The organism is Sphingomonas sp. Xoc002 (genome assembly GCF_050408055.1).
Taxonomy (GTDB): domain Bacteria; phylum Pseudomonadota; class Alphaproteobacteria; order Sphingomonadales; family Sphingomonadaceae; genus Sphingomonas; species Sphingomonas yabuuchiae.
The window spans coordinates 886,982-906,462 of record NZ_CP191175.1 but is presented as its reverse complement, the minus strand read 5'-3'; the positions used below and the strand labels follow the sequence as shown (position 1 = coordinate 906,462).

The window sequence follows — 19,481 nt, the reverse complement described above, 5'->3', positions numbered from 1 at the left end:
CCTCGCGTGCGTCAGCAAAAGGAGCAAGACACATGCGCGCCATAGCCTATCGCCAGCCCGGCCCGATTGACCGGGACGAAGCCCTTGTCGAGGTCGAACTGCCACGACCCGTTCCGACCGGGCGCGACATTCTGGTCGCGGTTCGGGCCATCTCGGTGAACCCCGTCGACGCGAAGGTTCGCACTGGCGCCGCCCCATTCGACGGGCGTGACGAGCGCATTCTCGGCTGGGATGCGGCGGGTGTGGTCGAGGCGGTCGGCCCTGAGGCCACCCGCTTCAAGGTGGGTGACGAGGTCTTCTATGCGGGCGACCTGATGCGCGACGGCAGCAATGCGGAATATCAGCTGGTCGACGAGCGGATCGTGGGCCATCGCCCCCGCAGCATCGGCTTCGCGGAGGCGGCGGCGTTGCCGCTGACGGCGATCACGGCCTGGGAGACCCTGTTCGACCGACTAAAGGTCGACGACCAACCGGCTGGCGGCGCCCATGCCATCCTGATCATCGGCGGCGCGGGTGGTGTCGGTTCCGCGGCGATCCAGATCGCGCGGGCCCGCACCGACCTGACCGTGATCGCCACTGCCTCGCGCGCCGAGACGCAAGACTGGGTGCGCGGGCTCGGGGCGCATCATGTCATCGATCATTCCCAACCGATGGCACCGCAGATCGCTGCCTTGGGGTTAGGCGCGCCTGCCTTCGTCTTCTCGACCACCCACACCGATCGCCATCTGACCGACATTGCCAAGTTGATCGCGCCGCAGGGGCGCTTCGCGCTGATCGACGATCCCGCCAGCCTCGACATCGTCGACTTCAAGCGCAAGGCGGTGTCGGTCCATTGGGAATTGATGTTCACCCGGTCGCTATTCGATACACCGGACGTCGGCGAGCAGGGGCGACTGTTGGACGCGGTGGCCGAACTGGTGGACGTGGGGCGCGTTCGCACCACGGCGACTGACACGCTCTCGCCAATAAATGCCGCCAACCTTATCGAGGCGCACCGCCGCATCGAGAGTACCACCACGCGCGGCAAGATTGTGCTGCAAGATTGGGAGACGCGGCATGACTGATCCTGTCGTCCACGTCATCGCCCGCTTGATCCCCCGTCCCGGCAAGGCTGAGGAACTGGCCAACGCATTTCAGGAGATCTTGGCCGAGGTACGTGCGGAACCGGGCTGCCTGCTCTACGATGCGCACGAGAGCCGCGACGCGCCCGGCGTGATCATGATGGTGGAGAGCTGGGCCGACCAGGCCGCCCTCGACGCCCATGGCCGCGCTCCTGCCCTCACCCGGCTTGCCGCCCGCTTCGACGCGTTGCTTGCTGAGCCGCCTACGATCGAGCGACTTCGGCGGATCGGCTGATCTTTCCATCGCTTGCGACGCAGGAGCCTCCCGTTCGTTGCAGCAGCAAACCGCACAAGCGAGACCATCCATGGACTATATCAAACTCGGCAGCACCGGCCTCGACGTCTCGCGTCTCTGCCTCGGCTGCATGACCTATGGCATCCCGGATCGCGGCAACCATGCCTGGACGCTCGACGAAGAGGCGAGCCGACCGCTGCTGCGCCAGGCGGTGGAGGCCGGGATCAACTTCTTCGACACCGCGAACGTCTATTCGGACGGCACATCGGAGGAAATCGTCGGCCGCGCGCTGAAGGACTTCACCCGCCGCGACGAAGTGGTGATCGCCACCAAGGTCCATGGCCGGATGCGCCCCGGGCCGAACGGCGCAGGGCTTAGCCGCAAGGCGATCATAACCGAAATCGATGCCAGCCTCACCCGGCTCGGCACCGACTATGTCGACCTCTACCAGATCCACCGCTTCGACCATGAAGTGCCGATCGAGGAGACGCTGGAGGCGCTGCACGACGTCGTGAAGGCGGGCAAGGCGCGGTACATCGGCGCCTCGTCGATGTTCGCCTGGCAGTTTGCGACGATGCTCCACGTCGCCGAAGCGAACGGCTGGACGCGGTTCTCCACGATGCAAAATTACGTCAATCTGCTCTACCGCGAGGAGGAGCGCGAGATGCTGCCGCTGTGCGCGGCGGAGGGGATCGGCGTGATCCCATGGAGCCCGCTGGCGCGCGGACGGCTGACGCGCGACTGGGACGAAGCCACCGCTAGATCTGATACCGACGAATTCGGCCGGACGCTCTACGCCGACACTGCGGAGGCGGATCGCAAGGTGGTCGAGGCGGTGTCCGCCATCGCGAACGAGCGCGGCGTGCCCCGTGCGCAGGTCGCGCTCGCCTGGGTGCTGGCCAAGCCCGAGGTGTCCGCACCGATCGTCGGCGCGTCCAAGCCGGGGCACCTCGACGACGCCATCGCGGCGCTCGACCTGACCCTGTCGGACGACGAGATCACCCGGCTGGAGGCGCCGTACGTGCCACATGCGGTGGTCGGCTTCTCGTAACTGCCCCCACGGGCGGATCGACCAAGCCGGCTGCGGGGCTTATCCCCCTGCCGGCGCCGTGGTTCGCTTCGCGAGCAACTGTGCCAGCGTCACCGGCCGGAAATCGCGGACGTCGACACCGACGTCGAACTGGCGCGGCATGGGTGTCAGCCGTCCGTGGCTGTGCCCATGCAGGTTGAGCGCGCCCTTGTGCTGGCGGTTCCAGCTGCGGAAGGCATAGTGCCCCAATATGAGCGGACGGCTGTCGACCTCGATCTCGGCATAGTCGCCGACGCTCGCCCAGCCCGATGCGGCGCCGGTGGCGTCGGGATCGTTGTTGCCGCGCAGCAGGTGCTTGGTTCCGTTGAGCGTCGCGAGCAGTGCCGCAACGTCACCGGGCCGCCGGGCGACGTCGCCCAGGTGCCAGACGACATCCTCCGCCCCCACGACGGCGTTCCACCGTTCGATCAGCTCTGCATCCATCTCGGCCACGCTAGCGAAGGGCCGCTTGTGGATATTGATCGTGCGATGATTGCCGAAATGCGTGTCGGCGGTGAAGAAGATGGTCATGTCCAATACAGGATGCGCGCCATCGGCAGCAGCGCCGCGATCCTCGCCTCGAAGAACGTCCGCAGCGAGCGCATCGTCGGCGCGTCGTATACCTGCTTTTCGGTCCCGAACTTGGTCCGCTTCGTCGTCCGATTGTCTAAGCCCATGTCGAGCGCGGAGCCGGAATACCAGCTCTCCAGCACGGCCTTCGATCCGGGCGTGAAGCGATGCGTGATGAGTTCGACCGTCAGGTCGAGATCGGCGATACCTGTCAGCGCCCCTGCCGCATCGGCGAGCAAAGCGTCGTACGCCTCGCGCCAGCCGTCGGCCGCGATGATCGGCGCGATCGTCAGGCCGATCGGATAGCCCGCGCGCGCCATGTCGGCCAGGGCCGCGAGCCTGGCTGCGACCGGCGCCGTACCGCCCTCGAACCGGGCAAACATCGTCGGATTGATCGAGGCGCGCATCCGCGTGCGTTTCTGATGGTCGAGGCCGAGCAGCGGCCCGACGTCAGCGAACTTCGTGGTGAAGCGCAACTGCGCCGCCGCCTCCCAGGGGCCGAACCAGGCGATCGCCGCCGACAGCGATCCGGTGATCGCCTCCAGACCCAGCGGATCGGTGTAGCAGGACGCCTCGAACGTCGTGCCTTCGTGCGCGCGCGCCTCGCTGCGCGAGGTGATGCTGCCCTGTCCCAGATACGCTGGCAGCCCGTCCAGTATCTCGTCGAGATTGGCGTAGACGCGGGTGATCGGCGGCCCCTTCAACGACCCTGCGAGATAGCAATAGCTGCAATGCGCAAGACACCCTTCGGCAAGGTCGACCCGCCAGTCGGCGCTGGGCGCGATCGGCTGCAACCGCCGTTTCGACGGTGGCGCGACCACCACCGCTAGCGTCGTTTTCGCCTCCGCATAGGCACGCCGCGGATCGTGGGGTAGGCCCAGCGCGAGGCGATCGCCAGGAAGTGTCACGACCTCGACACCATGCGCCTCGGCGCGCGCGACGATGGCTCGGCCGTGCGCGAAGCCCAGCGCCGAGCGTGTCACCAGCAACCGGCGCGGGCCCCATCCTGCGGCCGGTCTGGCCGTCGTCGGTGCTGTCGATATCGTCGCCATGGTCGGGCCAACGAACGACATGCGGGGACGGTCCGACCGATCGACAGGCACCGCCACATCGTCTTAGGATCGGCGCTCCACCACGACAGGGGGCCGGCCTGCACTTCCTCGACACACGCCGTACGCTGCTCCGCTCCGCGATACTCGCATCGATGGGGCTCTGGACCGCAGCACGGACGCGCGCCGCCGGGCTGTCGGCGGAGGGCACCGTCGGACGCGGCATTTCGCTCGACCTCGCAAGGGCGCGCGCGGCGCAGATATCCGGCGTCCGCTACGACCTGTCGTTCGACCTGACCGCGACGGACACCGCCGCGGGCGCGGTCGTCATCCGCTTCGATCGCGCGGGCGACAGCGGCGATCTGGTCCTCGACTTTCGCGGCCCCACGCTCGCCGATCTGATGGTCAACGGCCGTCCGCTATCGGCCGAGGGACGAGTCGACGGGCATCTCGCCCTCCCCGCATCACTCCTGAAGACCGGCCCCAACATCGTCTCGGCAAGGTTTGCCACGCCGATCGCGGCGTCGGGAGCGGCCATCATCCGCTATCATGACGACAAGGATGGCCAGACCTATCTCTATACGTTGCTCGTCCCCTCCGACGCCAATCTGCTGTTCCCCTGTTTCGACCAGCCGGACCTGAAGGCGTATTTCCGCTGGACGATCACCGCGCCGAGCGGCTGGACAGTGATCGCCAACGGTCCGCTGGACGGGCACCAGCCTGAGACCGGCGGCACGCGCTGGCGCTTTGCCGAAACCGAGCAGATCTCCACCTATCTCGCCGCCTTCGCCGCCGGTCCCTGGACGCGCTGGACGTCGGCGCCCGCGGGGGAGCGCCCGATCAGCCTTTACGCGCGTGCCTCGCGCCGGGCCGAGGTGGATGCCGAGGCGCAGATCGCGACCAACCGGGCTGCGGTACGCTGGCTCAGCGACTGGTTCGGCATCCCCTTCCCCTTCGCTAAGCTCGACCTGGTGCTTGCGCCCGCCTTTCCCTTTGGCGGCATGGAGCATGTCGGCGCCGTCTTCTACAACGAGGACCGCTTCATCTTCCGCGAGCCGCCAACGCTGCCGCAGCGCGTCGGTCGCGATGCCACCATCTATCACGAGATCAGCCATCAATGGTTCGGCGACGACGTCACCATGCGCTGGTTCGACGATCTTTGGCTGAAGGAAGGCTTCTCGACCTATATGGCCGCGCGCATCCAGGCGGAGCTACAGCCCGGCAGCAACGCCTGGACCACCTTCCTCCTGTCGACCAAGACGCCCGCCTACCGCGCCGATGCGACCAGCGGCACGCAGGCGCTGTGGCAGCCGCTCGACAATCTCGATGCCGCCAAGAGCAATTACGGCCCGATCGTCTACAACAAGGCGCCGGCGGTCATCAAACAGCTCGCCTTCCTGGTCGGCGAGGCGGGGTTCCGACGTGGCCTCCACCGCTTCCTGACCGATCATGCCTATGGCAACGCGACCTGGCAGGACCTGCTCGGCGCGGTCGGCGCAGCGTCGGACGTCGACCTGACCGCATTCGGCAGCCAGTACATGCTACGCGCCGGCCTCCCCCGCGTCGACACGCAGCTCCGCATCGCGGGCGGCCGGATCGAGTCGCTGACACTCGTCCAGCGGCCGGCGCGGTCGCTGCCCGGCGACCGCGGCGGCACATGGCCGATGAAGGTCCGGGTACGGCTGGGCTATCGCGACCGCACCGACGTGGTGCTCGACGCCGCCTTCTCCGGCACGACCGCGATCGTCGCCGGGGCGGCGGGGCTGCCGGTGCCCGACTATGTCTGGCCGAACGACGACGACCAGGGATACGGCCTGTTCCTGCCCGACGACCGCACCCTCGCCTGGATCGTGGCGAACGTCGGCGCGGTCGAGGACCCGCTGCTCCGCGCGATGCTGTGGAGCGCGGTGTGGGACACCGTCCGCGACGTCCGCTTCTCACCGGCGCGCTACATCACGATGCTGCTCGACCACCTGCCCGGCGAAACCGACGAACAGATTTCGCGCACCATCCTGTCGCGCGGCGCCGCCGCACTCGACGCCTACCTGCCGGACGATGCGTCCGCGCCGCTGCGGCCCCGCTGGGAACAGGCGCTGCTCGCCCGCATCGACAATGCGAACCTGGGATACGGCCTGCGCAAGGACGCGCTCGATCGCCTGATCACGACCGCGCGGACGCCGCTCGCACTTGCCCGCTTGCGCGACCTCCTGGCGGGCCGCGCGACTTTGGTCGGCACCGCAATCCGCCAGCCGACACGCTGGGCGATCGTCCGTCGTCTGATTGCGGTCGCGGCGCCCGATGCCGCCGCGCTCTACGCGGCCGAGCAACGGCTCGACCAAACGAGCGAAGCGGTGAAGGACGCGTTCGTCGCCCGTGCGGCGACACCTGACCGCGCGGTCAAGGCGGCCTACTTCACCCGCTATTTCGATGATGCCGCGCTCAACGAAGCCTGGGCGAGCGAAAGCCTCGGCGCCTTCAACACGATCGAGCAGACCGAATTCACTTTGCCCTTCCTTCGTCCGGCGCTTGACCGACTTAAATGGATTCGCCAGAACCGGCGCATCTTCTTCCTGCCCGCCTGGATCGACGCCTTTATCGGCGGCCAGCGCGATGCGGCGGCGCTCGATGTCGTCGATCGGTTCTTAGAGGCGCACCCCGCCCTTCCCCTCGATGTCCGTCGTAAGGTTTTGACCGCACGCGACGAACTGGCTTTAACCGTGCGTATCAGGGCCGCGACATTTCCAACGTCAACGAAGGTCTGATGAAAGACCCGGCAACCGGACAGCCAGCCCGTTTTGCATGCGGCAACCGAGCCAAACCTTTGAAATGATGGACGTACAGCGACGAGCGACTTTCGCCAGATGCTCCGGGGTGCTTTAATGCGGCAATGAAGCATTTTCGTCAGGGGGCCGTGCTGGTCCTGCTCGCCGGTCTTGCCGCGATGCCGCTGTCCGCGCAGTCGACCTACGATCGGGTCGACCCGATGATCGGCACGGGAGGAGAAGGTCACACCTTTCCTGGGGCGGTCGCGCCCTTTGGCATGGTGCAATTTTCGCCCGACACCGACACAACTTGCGTCATTCGGGAATGCTACAGCCATGCGGCGGGCTATCGTTATGAAGATCCGACCATCCAAGGTTTTTCGCTGACGCACTTCTCCGGTGCCGGGCATTCGGATCTCGGCGATTTCCTCATGATGCCAGTCAGCGGGGATAGCGTGCCACTGGAACCCGGCAACGCAAGCAAGCCGGGGTCGGGTTATCGCTCGCGCTATGATCACGCGACAGAGGCCGCGCAGCCGGGCTATTACGCCGTCAAGCTGGAGGATCGAGGCGTTCAGGCGGAGCTGACCGCGGGGACACGGATCGGCGTCGCCCGATATCGTGCCGTGTCCGGGGCGCCGCCCATGCATCTGGTGCTCGATCTGCGCAGCTCGCTCTACAACTATCCCGGAAAAGTCCTGTGGTCCTCGATCAGGCTGCGTCCCGACGGCATTGTTACCGGCTGCCGACAAACGCGCGGCTGGGCGCCCGACCGCAACCTGTGCTTTGCGATCCGTTTCTCCGTGCCGCTCAAAGGGCACGCGTTCGTCTCGACCGAGACGGACGTCCCTTATAAGGGCTTCCAGGGACCGGGGCACGGCAGTGACGCCGTTGCGGACCGCGCCGGACGCGCATTGGTGGCCCGCTTCGATTTCGGCCCCCTTGACCAACCGCTTGAAGTGACCAGCGCGATCTCATCGGTCGATGAGGCGGGCGCGATTGCAAACCTGGCGAGCGAAGCCGGGGATTTCGATGCCATCCGGGCAAAGACCACCCGGGCGTGGCGCGCGGCCCTCGAAACGGTGAAGATCGATGCGCCTGCCCCGATGGCGAAGTCCGTGGCGACTGCGCTATATCACAGCTTGCTGGCACCCGCCGTGGCCAGCGATGCAGACGGTCGTTATCGCGGGCCCGACAATCAGGTGCATCGTGCGGAAGGCTATACATTCCGTTCGACCTTCTCGCTTTGGGATACGTTCCGCGCCGAGCATCCGCTGCTGACGCTCATCCAGCCGGCAAGCGTGTCGAGCGAGATCGTCCGGTCACTCGTGGCCAGCCGCGAAGACAGTCCTGATGGCATCCTGCCCGTCTGGCAGTTCCAAGGGCGCGAGACGTGGACGATGATCGGCTATCACGCCGCACCCGTTATCGCCGACGCCTATCTAAAGGGGATTAGAGGGTTCGATGCGGACGCGGCGCTTGCCGCCATGGTCGCGAGCGCGACTTATGCGCCCTATGGCGGCTTGGGCGAGTATATGACGCGCGGTTATGTACCGATCGATCATGAACCGGAGGCGGCCTCCAAGACCGTCGAATATGCCTATGACGACTGGACGATCGCACGGATGGCGCGCGCCATGGGCCGTACAGACATTGCCGCCACATTCGAAAAACGTGCAGGCAACTGGCGCAATGGTTTTGATGCCCAGACCGGCTTCATCCGTGCGCGCAAGAGCGACGGGTCGTTCCGCACGCCGTTCGATCCAACAGCGATCAACTACGGATCGGATTATACCGAGGGTAACGCCTGGCAATATAGCTGGTTCGTGCCGCAGGATCAGGCAGCGCTCGTCCGCGCGCTAGGCGGCGATGCGGTCACCGTCGCCAAACTGAATGCCATGTTCGAGTTCGACAATTCGAAACTCGACTATAGCCATGCTGAGGATATTGCCGGACTGATCGGTCAGTATATTCACGGCAACGAACCCAGCCACCATGTCGCCTATCTGTACAGCTATGCCGGGGCACCGTGGCGGACACAGGCCCGGCTGAAGCAAATCGTCGAGAGCCAGTATCGCCCGACGCCCGACGGGCTGTCCGGCAACGACGATCTCGGGCAGATGTCCGCCTGGCTCGTCTTCACAGCGCTGGGCTTTTACCCGGTAACGCCCGGCAGCCTAGAATATGTGATCGGTCGTCCTTTCCTGAATCGAGCCGTGCTTTCCCTGCCCAACGGGCGGCAGTTGACCGTTATCGCCGATCGGCTGGACGACCGGCATCCTTATGTCGGGAAGGTGATGCTGAACGGGATACCCGTAACGCGCGCCTATCTGCGGCACGACGAGATCATGGCCGGGGGTGAATTGCGTTTCACGATGCAGGCGACGCCGAACACCGCCTGGGCGACGCAACCCAAGGATCGACCATATTCTTCCAGCACGACGCGGTGACAAGGACCCAGTTGCGGTCATTCGCGGCCTCGTTTCGGCTCCCCAACTTCTGCCATTCGTTCACGTTGGCGACAGAGCAGCCGCTGACCCTCGACCCTCCCCGCTTACGTTCGGCTTTCCCAAAAACGATCGAATTTGGGGAAAGCTCATGGCTTCCCGAAACCACAGCACCCCATCAAACGGAAATACGATTGCTGCCGGTTGGGCGCGGTGGCCGGCGCTGGTCAGTATCACGACCGTGCAGTTATGACACCTTCGACTTTCGCCAATGCCGCTATCGGGTCGTCCGCGTTCTTTTCGAATGGCAGCGGCGAGCGTCATAGTTACGCCCGCGATTATAGTCGAAGAGTAGCGGGGTCCCTCGGACGAGAGTGTCAACGCGCGCGCCGCCTCGGCCTACCCGGGGGAATTGTTCGTTTGACGCAAGCCGAGGTTGCTCGCGCGAGTGATGGTCCTAGAAAGCGGACGTCCGGCCAGCGCTGCGCTCCGCGCGACAGGTATGTTCATGTACGTTATGTCATGATTAATTTGCGAATCACTCTCAATCGCACTAAGCGCCCCCTGAAGACATAAGGGGACCGACATCATGAAGGCCATCATCCTCGCCGGGGTTGCGCTCGCCGCGATCGCCGCCCTGCCCGCCCGCGCGGCCGTGCCGGAGGATACCGACCGCCGCACCGCCGAAGAGATCGCCGCGGATCGGGAGCGCGAGATCGTGTTGGAAGGGCGCCGCGACCAGGCCTTCGCCGGCACCAAGACCGAAACCCCGCTGATCGAGGTGCCGCAGCCGCTCACCGTCATCCCGGACGACGTCTATCTGGCGCAGGGCGCGATCAATATCGCCGACACCGTCCGCTATGCCGCTGGCGTCAACTCGGACGCCTATGGCCGCGACACCCGCGTCGACAGCTTCACCATCCGCGGGGTCAATGCGCTGCAGTTCCGCGACGGGATGCGCGACATCTTCAGCTATTATGCCAGCATCGCGTCCGACCCGTATAATTTCTCGCGGGTGGAGGTCGTGCGCGGCCCCGCCTCCGTCCTGTTCGGGCAGGGCTCGATCGGCGGGATCGTCAACCTCGTGTCGAAGACGCCGCTGTTCACCAACAGCGCCGACCTAAACCTTGTCTATGGCAGCTACGACCGCAAGGAAGTGCTGGCCGACGTCAACGGCGTGGCGGGCGATACGCTGGCGGCGCGGATCGTCGCGCGGGTGCGCGATGCCGATACCTATGTCGATCACGTCCCCGACGACCGGGTGATGATCGCGCCGTCCGTCACGTGGCGGCCGGGCTCTGCCACCGATGTGACGCTGCTCGGCCTCTATCAGGACGATCATACCGGCTCGACCGCGAACTTCCTGCCGATCGTCGGCACGCAGCGGGACAATCCCGGCAACCCGCGCCTGCCGCGCTACCTGTTCGTCGGCAAGCCAGGCTACGACCGCTATGATGGGCGGCTGCTCCAGGGGTCGGGGATCGTCACCCACCGTTTCACCGACGACCTGAAGCTCAGCCTGAAGGCGCGCTACATCGACAGCGACGTCGATTATTTCACCCATTACCCCAACAGCTACAGCAACCCGACCAACCCCTATGTTGCCGGGAGCAACGGGCGGCGGATCGGCCTGTATGCGGGATCGTCGGTCGCGCGGCTCAACGTGTTTTCGACCGACAACAACGTCCAGTGGCGCTTCCACACCGGCCCGGCTGTCGAGCACACGCTGCTCGCCGGCGTCGACTATAGCTGGAACCAGGTCCGCAAGAGCGACAATTACGGCTATCAGGTGATCGACCTGTACGAAATCGACTATGCGTCGATCGTCGAACCGCCGCTCGTTGCTCCCTTCACCCGCGACACGCAGAAGCAGCTCGGCCTCTATGTCCAGGACCAGATCCGGCTGTGGGACCGCGTCTCGATGGTGCTGGGCGCGCGGCGGGACCGGGTGCGCGGGGCCAGCCTGAACACCACGACAGGCACCACCAGCCGCACCACTGACACCGCCACCACCTTCCGCGCCGGCATCATCGGAGAGGTCGGCGCCGGCCTGTCGCCCTTTGTCAGCTATACCGAGAGCTTCCAGCCCGTCGCCGGTCGCACCGCCGACGGCACCCCCTTCCGCCCGCAGACCGGCCGGCAGTTTGAAGGCGGCATGAAGTGGCAGCCCGACCGCGCGACCTTGGTCACGCTGACCGCCTTCCACGTCGAGGAGCGCAACCGTCCCATCGCCGATCCCAGCAACCCGCTCGGCCAGATCCAGGCGGGTGAGCTGACCACCCAAGGCTTCGAGCTGGAGGCGACGCGCACGCTGCCCGGCCACTATGACCTGTCGCTCGCCTATGGGTATAACGACGTCACCGGCGATGCGGCTGCCAGCGGCTATCTGTCGCGCCACACCGCCTCGGCCTGGGGGACCAAGACGTTCGAGGGAGACTGGGCGACGCTGCGGCTGGGCGCGGGTGTGCGCTATCTGGGCCAGCAGGTGTCGAATAACGCCGCCTGGACGATCGCCACCCCTGCGCGCACGATGGTCGACGCCTTGGTGGAGTTGGAGCGCGACCGCTGGCGCCTGCGCGTCAACGCGACCAACCTCCTCGACAGCCGTGCCTATGCCTCCTGCCTGGCGCGCGGCGACTGTTTCGTCTCGGCACCGCGCAACGTGATGCTGTCTCTGGGTTATCGGCTGTAGGGGCGATTGGGGCGCACGCGTAGGCTCGGAGACGCTGCTGAAGAGTACCCTCCCCTTCATGGGAGAAGCGGGGGGGGCGTTTCTGAAAACGCGCCGCTAGAATGAGCCTAGAAGGCAAGGGGTGCCCTTCCCGAAAACGAACCCATGACGGGAGTGCCGCCCCGCCGATCGCGCTGACGCACGCCTTCGGCGTCCACTTTCCCGAATACATTTTCCCGAAACTACTCCGTAAAGACAGAGAAACGGGGAAGCCGCACCCGTTCTCAGGCGCGCGTTTCTGAAACGTGATCAGCATGGTGAGCGGCCAAAGGTCGACCACGCCGCGATCGGTGACTCAGCCGCTACGAAGAGACCCATCTTCAGCTATTCAGCGCCGCTGAGATAATTCCCGAAATCCGCCATTCGTTCAGACGAACATTCTACCCCACGGAGGCCAGCTCGTGCGAGCGCGTGAGACGGCCGGGATCGGGGACTTTACCGCCGGGCGGCTACCAGCAGCCCCAGAGGGTTGTCCTCTATAGGGAGCGCGCCGCCTTATCGGCGTGGAAACGATGGGGCACTTCCATGTCAACCAACGGGATGAGAGGACGGCCTAAGTCGCGCGCCCCACGGCATTCGGCCGCGCGTATCTAGCACGCAGCGGTTGCGTCAACACAGCTTTTCCGACGGGCACCGGCGCTGTGACGGCTTGGCCAGTTTGCCCGGTACTTACCAATCATCTGAACCTCGCGTTTGTGAGCTTCTGATGAAGCCATCCTGGTGGCTTTCGCATCACAAATGCGGATGCTCACATATGGAACCCACTAAAATTATTAGATAATGCATCAGCCCCAAATGATTGTGAAGAATCATTCATAATCTGACATTTTCGCGCCTCTTATGGACCGCCTTTAACCTCCTTATTTCGTGGGCACTCGTTGCTGACACGTTATAATCAAATTTACCAAAGTTTTACATATATCTTACTACAATGTGGCATATGTATCTGCTGGAACTGTAATCTAATCGGGCACTTGGCCGTCATGACTGCGGGAAAGATTTTTGCCAGATAGTGTTTCAGATAAGTACGGGCATCTGAAGTCGGTCGACGATGTGCAACCCTTCTCCTTTTGGCGTGGGACAATTTCGCACGCGCTTCCTGTCAGAATTCGGCGTATCGCTGAGCCTCGGGCACTGATAATTCTACTTGTTCTCGCCGTTGGCATGTGTCTTGGCACGCTAATATATGTCCAGCACACGACAAACGTGATTGTCACCCGCGACATGCAGACTGCAATCGCGTTAAGCGAGATCGCGAGCAATTTTGATCATGAGGACGGCAACCTTTACCGCTTGATGGTCGACGAGGCAGCTAATGGGCACAAACGTGATAGCGTGGCCCGCCTAGCCCATATTCAAAGTCGCATCGCAGCTATCAGTATAGCGTTGTCAAGGCAGCAGACAGGACTGCCACCTGCGGAGCGCGCACGAGCGCGGCGTATCGTCTTGGAGCTGCATAAGTACGGTGAAGCCGTCAACGTGGTGTCGTCCATGCTGGAGATCGACTTTGCGACCAGCGTGGGGATGCTCCGGCCGTTCCGCGCCAACGCCGACCATGTCCTGAATGAAATGAAGGGTATAGCCACATCCGGGATAGCCGACGCGAATCGCCATGCCGAGGTAGCTACGTTGCGGACACGCCTGCTGGCGGCGTTGGTCACAGTCGCGGTGCTGATCGTCGCGGCTTTGTCTTATCTATGGCTGGCGCTGGCCGCCAAGCGCGGACAGCAACTGCATGCGGAAATCATGCGACGCGGTGAGGCTGAGCGGGAGGCGCTGCAACTTGCCCAAACCGACGCACTCACCGGCATCATGAATCGCCGCGTATTCAATGACGAGCTTCGGAGTGCGATGGATGCGGCGCGCGTCGTTGGAAGCGCATTAACGATTGTCCTCGTCGACCTCGACGGGTTCAAGGAGGTCAACGATACTTACGGCCACGCAGCTGGAGATACGGTATTAAGGACAGTCGCGCAGCGGCTGCGGATCGTGTTCGGCCCCGCCAGCATTGTTGCCAGGCTCGGGGGTGACGAATTCGCTGTCTTGCTGCTCGATGCGCAGGACGACTGCGACCCACTCGAACTGCCGCAACGGGCGAGCCAGGTCCTGCGCCAGACGCTCACCTGGCGCGACAACGCTATCACAATCGGCGCGAGTATTGGTGTGTCTGTATTTCCGCAGGACGGGACATACCCCGACGAACTGCTGCATGCCGCGGACATTGCGATGTATGAAGCCAAGCGCAACCGGACGGGCGGTGCGTGTCTGTTCTTGCCGCGCATGGAAGAGGAACGCGTGGCCCAACGTCTTTTGGAAGAGGAGTTGCGGATCGGCATCCAGCGCGGAGAAGTCAAGCCTTTTTACCAGCCGATCATCGAGTTTCCCGACGGCGCGCTATGCGGTTTCGAGGTACTTGCTCGCTGGCAACATCCGAAGCGCGGTCTCCTCACCCCCGGCGCGTTCATCAGGGTCGCGGAGACGACAGGTCAGATCACGGAGCTGACCAAAACGATCCTCAGGCAGGCCTGCCGCGATGCGCTGTTGATGCCAGACCATTTGCGGCTGGCTGTCAACATCTCGCCGACACAACTCGAGGAGCCCAGGCTGGCCGAAACGCTGATTGAGATCATCCATCAGGAAGGCGTGTCGCCCATGCGGATCGAGATAGAGATCACCGAGGATGCGGTAATGGATGACGTCGTGACGGCCGAGCGGGTTATGCAGACCTTCCGTTCGGCTGGCCTTTCGATCGCGCTTGACGACTTCGGCACGGGCTACTCCAGCCTGTCTAATTTGCGCCGACTGAGGTTTGACAAGATCAAGATCGATCAGAGCTTCGTCCAGTCGCTTCCCACCAGCATCGAAAGCGAAAAGCTAGTAGACGCGATTATTGGCCTGGCCTTCAGCTTTGGTATGAAGATCACAGCAGAGGGGGTGGAAGATCCCGTGGCAGCGGAAATCCTGGCGCGCAAGGGATGCACCCAGGGCCAAGGCTGGCTTTATGGCATGCCGACTTCCTTGGAGCAGACGCTGACCATGCTTCCAAGATGGGATGTCCGAAAAGCACGTCATCAGACCTTAACCAATATCACCTAGCCAAAATATATCTTTGGCAAGCTGTGCCGTGCGCCCAGCAATGACACAATTTTCAACATTATTATCTAGGGTCGTGGCTCATCGCTTGACGGTGGCGCGGGATGAGCAATTGAAATGAGCCTGAGACGCAAATTATTCGTTGCATTGGCGTCCTCTGTAAGTGTGGCGTTACCGGGTTCCTCAGCACCGTCTGCGGTTCTGAATGTGCCCGTGGCCGCACGCATCATATCATTCGTGCAACCGGCGCCGGTTGGCACCGTTCCCGTCGCGATCATCTATCAGCCCGGCAACGCTGGATCGGAAGCTGAAGCATCCGACATGGAACGCGCCCTTCTACACGGCGGGACCTTTGGTCGGGTGACATTTCGGTCACGCCGAGTGCCGGTCGCCGATCTCGGGCAAATGAGCGGCGCTCGCGCGGCGTTCGTCACATCCGGAATTCGCAGCTACCAAGCCGATGTCGCAGCGGCGGCCAGCGCTCAGGCCATCCTCACGATCACCTCTGACACATCCTGCGTATCCGCCGGCCGCTGCGTTGTCGGTATCACCGAAGGCAGCAAGACTCAGATTGTCGTTAGCCGGGAAGCCGCGCGTCGCAACCATATTCGGTTCGGCTCCGCCTTCCTCATGCTCGTCAAGGAAATCTGAGCATGCAACGTGCCAGCCTTCTGATTACGGCTGCCCTTGGCACCGTTCTCCCCGCGACGGGCGCTCACGCCCAAATCGTCGATTACGCAACGCTCGGCGAAGTGTTCGGCGAACCGGTCACGACCAGTGTCACCGGCAAACCGCAACGAGTATCAGAGGCGCCTGCCTCCATCACGATCATTACGGCCGAACAAATTGCCCGTTCACCCGCACGCAATGTCCCCGATTTGTTGAGGGCGTATGCTGGCGTCGACGTAAACCGATGGACTGCGGGGCAGAGCGACGTAGCCGTTCGAGGCGGTGTTCAGACGTACAATCCGCGATTGCTGGTGCTGGTGGACGGGCGGCAGGTCTATCTTGATCACTATGGCATGACGAACTGGAACCTTTTGGGCGTCCAGATGGAAGAAATCCAGCAGATCGAACTAGTTCGTGGCCCGGCTAGCGCGCTCTTCGGGTTCAACGCTGCCAGCGGTGTTGTCAACATCGTGACGAAGGGTGCAGGGGCAAGTCCGACACTTCAGGCTACGGCTGAAGCGGGCACGCATGGCTATTCACGGATCGGTGCGGTGTTGACCATGCCTGTAGCCTTCGGGATCGGCCTGAAGATATCGGGCGGCAGCCAGCAAGAAGACGAGCGCTCGATACCCTCTGCCCTTTATCAGCCACCAGTCACGGAAGATGTCCGGGCCGCGCAACTGGATGCCAGGCTGTCGATCAAGGCAGGAGACGCGACGACGGTCGAATTGAATGGCGGGGTGAACGGCAATCGCCAACTGGAATTCCTACCCAGCCAGGTGCTGACAGAGCAGCGCTTCCGCAACCAGACCATTGGCATCGTGGCGAACCATGACACCAACTGGGGCAGTGTGACGGGGCGGGCCTATTCAAACTGGTTACAGGCGGATTACGGCATCACGACGGCGGCCGAAGATCCGTATAGCGCGATTGCGGGAATTCGTGTCCGGAACCGCATCTTCGTCGGGATGGCGTCGACTCTCGTTCGACTGGGCAACAGGGATACATTGCGGTTCGGTGCAGAGTATCGCAACAACCAGATGACTGGCGAGCGGCTTTATTCGCGACAGATTGGCTACGAGGTATTTTCCGCAAGCGGAATGCTAGATATCGCGCCTACTGATCATATTGCGATCATTGGTGCGGCCCGCGTCGATCACCTCATACTCGGGCAAGACGGACACCCCGCGGCTCCGCAGATCGATCCGGTTTCGTCCTATCACCGCACCATCACACCGGTCAGCTTCAATGCGGCGGTGACGGTACAGGTGAGCGAAGCAGGCAGCATTCGCGTCAATGGCGGGCGCGGGTTGCAATTGCCATCGCTGGTCAACTTTGGCCTACATGTCGAAGTGCCGGCTCCCACCGTGCCGATCCCGGTTTATTTCACTGGCGATCCCAGACTGGATCCCGTTACCGTCTGGAGTGGTGAGGCAAGCTACTCGCACAGGTTTCATTCGAGCCTGCGGCTGGATGCGACCCTGTTTTATACGCGAACCGAAAATGTCATCGCCTCGCCGGGTAGTTCGGTGGATGTGACGGTGGCGCTCACGCCCGATCCTGTCGCCGTCACACGCTTCGCAAATGTAGGACGTTTTGACAGTTACGGCATCGAAGTGGGGGCAAGCGCCTCGATAACGTCCCGTCTGGACTGGTCTGCGAAGTACAGCTTGATGCGCGTCGATGAGAATTTTCCGGCAAATCGCGACGCGAATTATTATGCGGTCTTTCCGCGCACGACCACGCCCCGCCATCGCGCAAACCTGAACCTCGACTATGCCTTGGGCGGCTGGGCGGCAAGTGCGACGGCCCATCTGGTCACTGTTACGCACCAGGCCAGCTTCCTGCCGACCACCGAATTGACCTTGATCCGCGTGCCGACGAGCGTCGGCATCGACGCCCGACTCAGCCGAGCGGTGACCCAGCGCCTTTCGCTCTATGGTGCATGTGAGAATCTGGGTAATGGAAGGGGGGTCTATAATTCCCCTATTCCGGCGGATCGCCGCATTCGTCTTGGCGTCTCATTGAAGCTATAAGCGCTGCTGGCTAAAATCAGACGGTAGCACTATGAGCAGATCATCATCATTATGTAAAACGTTGCTTTAGCGTGTCATAAAAGCAAAAATACCCGTCTTGCCCTACCGTGACGACGACCCACTTTCGGTCACTCGGGACACCCTTCCGACTTTCCGAGTGAAGACGCTCGTTCATCGACGCGAATGACCAGCTTGCCAATCCTGACATTCACTAACCAATGTGACCCTTTCAGTGATAGCGGCCGGCCGGCTTTCCAGACGTTGCCAACAAAAGCCTCAGTCACGAGTGGCACGGCTGCGTTCTACTTAGTGACGTTCACCGTGATCGTATCCGATACTAGTTGGGCATAACGGACTGGCTCGGATGGGAAATTGAAGAGGAATATCCGGGCTCTCACCCTGTATCGACCTGCCCCTGGGAAGATTGTTTTTGCGGGTTCGTGGGTGAGGACACGGTAAGGCGATGCGACTGATACAGCGGTCAGTTCCTTTGCCTCCAAAGGAGGCGGGGGCGGTGAACCCGCCATCGGCTCGGCCGGCTCCACTGGTCGCCCGTCTTCCGAGATAACCTCAAACGCAATGCCCCGTGTGGGTTGTAGAAACGGCGATACGGCAAAGGTGTTGTCTTTGGCGGTAAGATCGACCTCGATGGGCGCCTCCCCCCGCATGGACAAGGTAGACGCATGCAACCGGACTTCGATCGGAGGCTTGTCCCCTAACCAAGCCGCCTGAGCGGGAGGACTCCAGGTTGCCGCAGCCTGAAGGCCTATGAGCCAGAGCAATGGCATACCGATATTTCCCATCCAACGGCATCATCAGAGCGCCTATGATCAAGTAACTGGTCCTGGGTATGCGCCGTCACCGTTCAAGCGGCAACATGGAGCGAGAGCAGCCGCGCGGCCCTCCCGCCACGACGACCTAGAAGCCGTCGTTCGAAGCTGCCAGACCGCTTCCCGGTTTCTGCCATTCGTTCATCACGCGAGACCAAGGCAGTGCCCCAGATGCTGGGCTGACTGTGTGTCGCCTATTAGGGGAGAGCGGGCACAGTCCTAGGCGAACCCGTCCCGCTTCTGCTTCGGGCGTAGCCGCCGCACTCTGCCAGCGTCGGCGTGCCAGAGGCGAGTTTCAAACCGCTTGCGTTCCTGCTTTGCTTCACCGTCACCAGCCTTGGCACCCTGACCGAGCCAATGCCGATACCCAGCCATGTCGTCCTTATTGAAGCAGCTCAACGCCATGTGTTGAGCTGCGCGCAGGTCGCCTTGCTTGTATGCGCGTCGATAAAGGCCAGCCGCGCTAAAGGCATCTGCGGGAGTGCCAAACGGGTCGGCGCTTCCATCGTTCAAGAACCAGTCTGCAAGCTCGATCATCGCACCCGCGTGTTTGCGTAGAGCAAGGTGCCACATGATCGGCAGCCACTTACCAACGTGTCGCTCATACCGGATCGCCAAACCTTTGAGGTAAAGCCGGTCTGCTGGCGTATCGTCGTCAACGCGTTCCATGCCTCGACTTTCGCACAAGCTATGCACGTCTGCTATTGGGCGTGAGCGGAACGGCTGCTCCGGGAGGTTAGCTGCCGTTAAAACTGCTGGATTACAACGCCGCTAATTCGCCCAGCACAGATATAGTCTGCTGAATTCGAACGGCTGGTAAGGACCGATTGAACTTGATGCCAGAGAACCCTGGCGCCCCTTCCACCGGC

12 protein-coding genes are annotated in these 19,481 nt (G+C 62.9%); 9 read left to right on the top strand and 3 right to left on the bottom strand.

Features of this window, described 5'->3' with window-relative positions; all coding sequences use genetic code 11:
* Positions 1–32: 32 nt before the first annotated feature.
* From ACQR50_RS04290 to ACQR50_RS04280, 3 genes are all read left to right on the top strand, one after another.
* On the top strand, positions 33–1,064 hold the full coding sequence (locus tag ACQR50_RS04290) for a zinc-binding alcohol dehydrogenase family protein (RefSeq protein ID WP_428969925.1): 1,032 nt from the start codon (positions 33–35) through the stop codon (positions 1,062–1,064).
* On the top strand, positions 1,057–1,356 hold the full coding sequence (locus ACQR50_RS04285) for a putative quinol monooxygenase (RefSeq protein ID WP_428969924.1): 300 nt from the start codon (positions 1,057–1,059) through the stop codon (positions 1,354–1,356). The genes ACQR50_RS04290 and ACQR50_RS04285 overlap by 8 nt, the downstream gene beginning before the upstream one ends.
* Before the next feature lie 70 nt (positions 1,357–1,426).
* Positions 1,427–2,407, top strand: a complete 981-nt coding sequence (locus tag ACQR50_RS04280; RefSeq protein WP_428969923.1) for an aldo/keto reductase — start codon at positions 1,427–1,429, stop codon at positions 2,405–2,407.
* A 39-nt stretch (positions 2,408–2,446) separates the two neighbouring features.
* Here the strand turns inward: ACQR50_RS04280 and ACQR50_RS04275 are convergent, their stop codons facing one another.
* Together ACQR50_RS04275 and ACQR50_RS04270 are read right to left on the bottom strand one after the other, a co-directional pair.
* Positions 2,447–2,956 (bottom strand): metallophosphoesterase family protein, encoded by a 510-nt coding sequence (locus tag ACQR50_RS04275; protein ID WP_428970639.1) that lies wholly within the window; start codon positions 2,954–2,956, stop codon positions 2,447–2,449.
* On the bottom strand, positions 2,953–4,047 hold the full coding sequence (locus tag ACQR50_RS04270; protein WP_428969922.1) for an SPL family radical SAM protein: 1,095 nt from the start codon (positions 4,045–4,047) through the stop codon (positions 2,953–2,955). Before ACQR50_RS04270 ends, ACQR50_RS04275 begins: the two co-directional genes overlap by 4 nt.
* A gap of 152 nt (positions 4,048–4,199) precedes the next feature.
* Between ACQR50_RS04270 and ACQR50_RS04265 the strand changes: the two genes are divergently transcribed.
* The 6 genes from ACQR50_RS04265 (at position 4,200) to ACQR50_RS04240 (ending at position 17,782) form a co-directional block, all read left to right on the top strand.
* Complete coding sequence (locus tag ACQR50_RS04265; RefSeq protein ID WP_428969921.1) at positions 4,200–6,806, top strand: M1 family metallopeptidase; 2,607 nt, start codon at positions 4,200–4,202, stop codon at positions 6,804–6,806.
* Positions 6,807–6,931: 125 nt separating this feature from the next.
* Complete coding sequence (locus ACQR50_RS04260) at positions 6,932–9,256, top strand: GH92 family glycosyl hydrolase (protein WP_428969920.1); 2,325 nt, start codon at positions 6,932–6,934, stop codon at positions 9,254–9,256.
* 586 nt (positions 9,257–9,842) lie between these two features.
* Positions 9,843–11,945 (top strand): TonB-dependent siderophore receptor, encoded by a 2,103-nt coding sequence (locus tag ACQR50_RS04255; protein WP_428969919.1) that lies wholly within the window; start codon positions 9,843–9,845, stop codon positions 11,943–11,945.
* Between the two features lie 1,245 nt (positions 11,946–13,190).
* Positions 13,191–15,080, top strand: coding sequence for a putative bifunctional diguanylate cyclase/phosphodiesterase (locus ACQR50_RS04250; protein WP_428969918.1), 1,890 nt, complete (start codon positions 13,191–13,193; stop codon positions 15,078–15,080).
* A gap of 210 nt (positions 15,081–15,290) precedes the next feature.
* Positions 15,291–15,728, top strand: coding sequence for a YfiR/HmsC family protein (locus tag ACQR50_RS04245; protein WP_428969917.1), 438 nt, complete (start codon positions 15,291–15,293; stop codon positions 15,726–15,728).
* Positions 15,729–15,730: 2 nt separating this feature from the next.
* Complete coding sequence (locus tag ACQR50_RS04240; protein WP_428969916.1) at positions 15,731–17,782, top strand: TonB-dependent receptor plug domain-containing protein; 2,052 nt, start codon at positions 15,731–15,733, stop codon at positions 17,780–17,782.
* A gap of 1,049 nt (positions 17,783–18,831) precedes the next feature.
* On the opposite strand, the gene ACQR50_RS04235 is transcribed toward ACQR50_RS04240, so the two are convergent.
* Positions 18,832–19,281: a hypothetical protein gene (locus ACQR50_RS04235; RefSeq protein WP_428969915.1), complete on the bottom strand. Its 450-nt coding sequence runs from the start codon at positions 19,279–19,281 to the stop codon at positions 18,832–18,834.
* Positions 19,282–19,481: the final 200 nt, after the last annotated feature.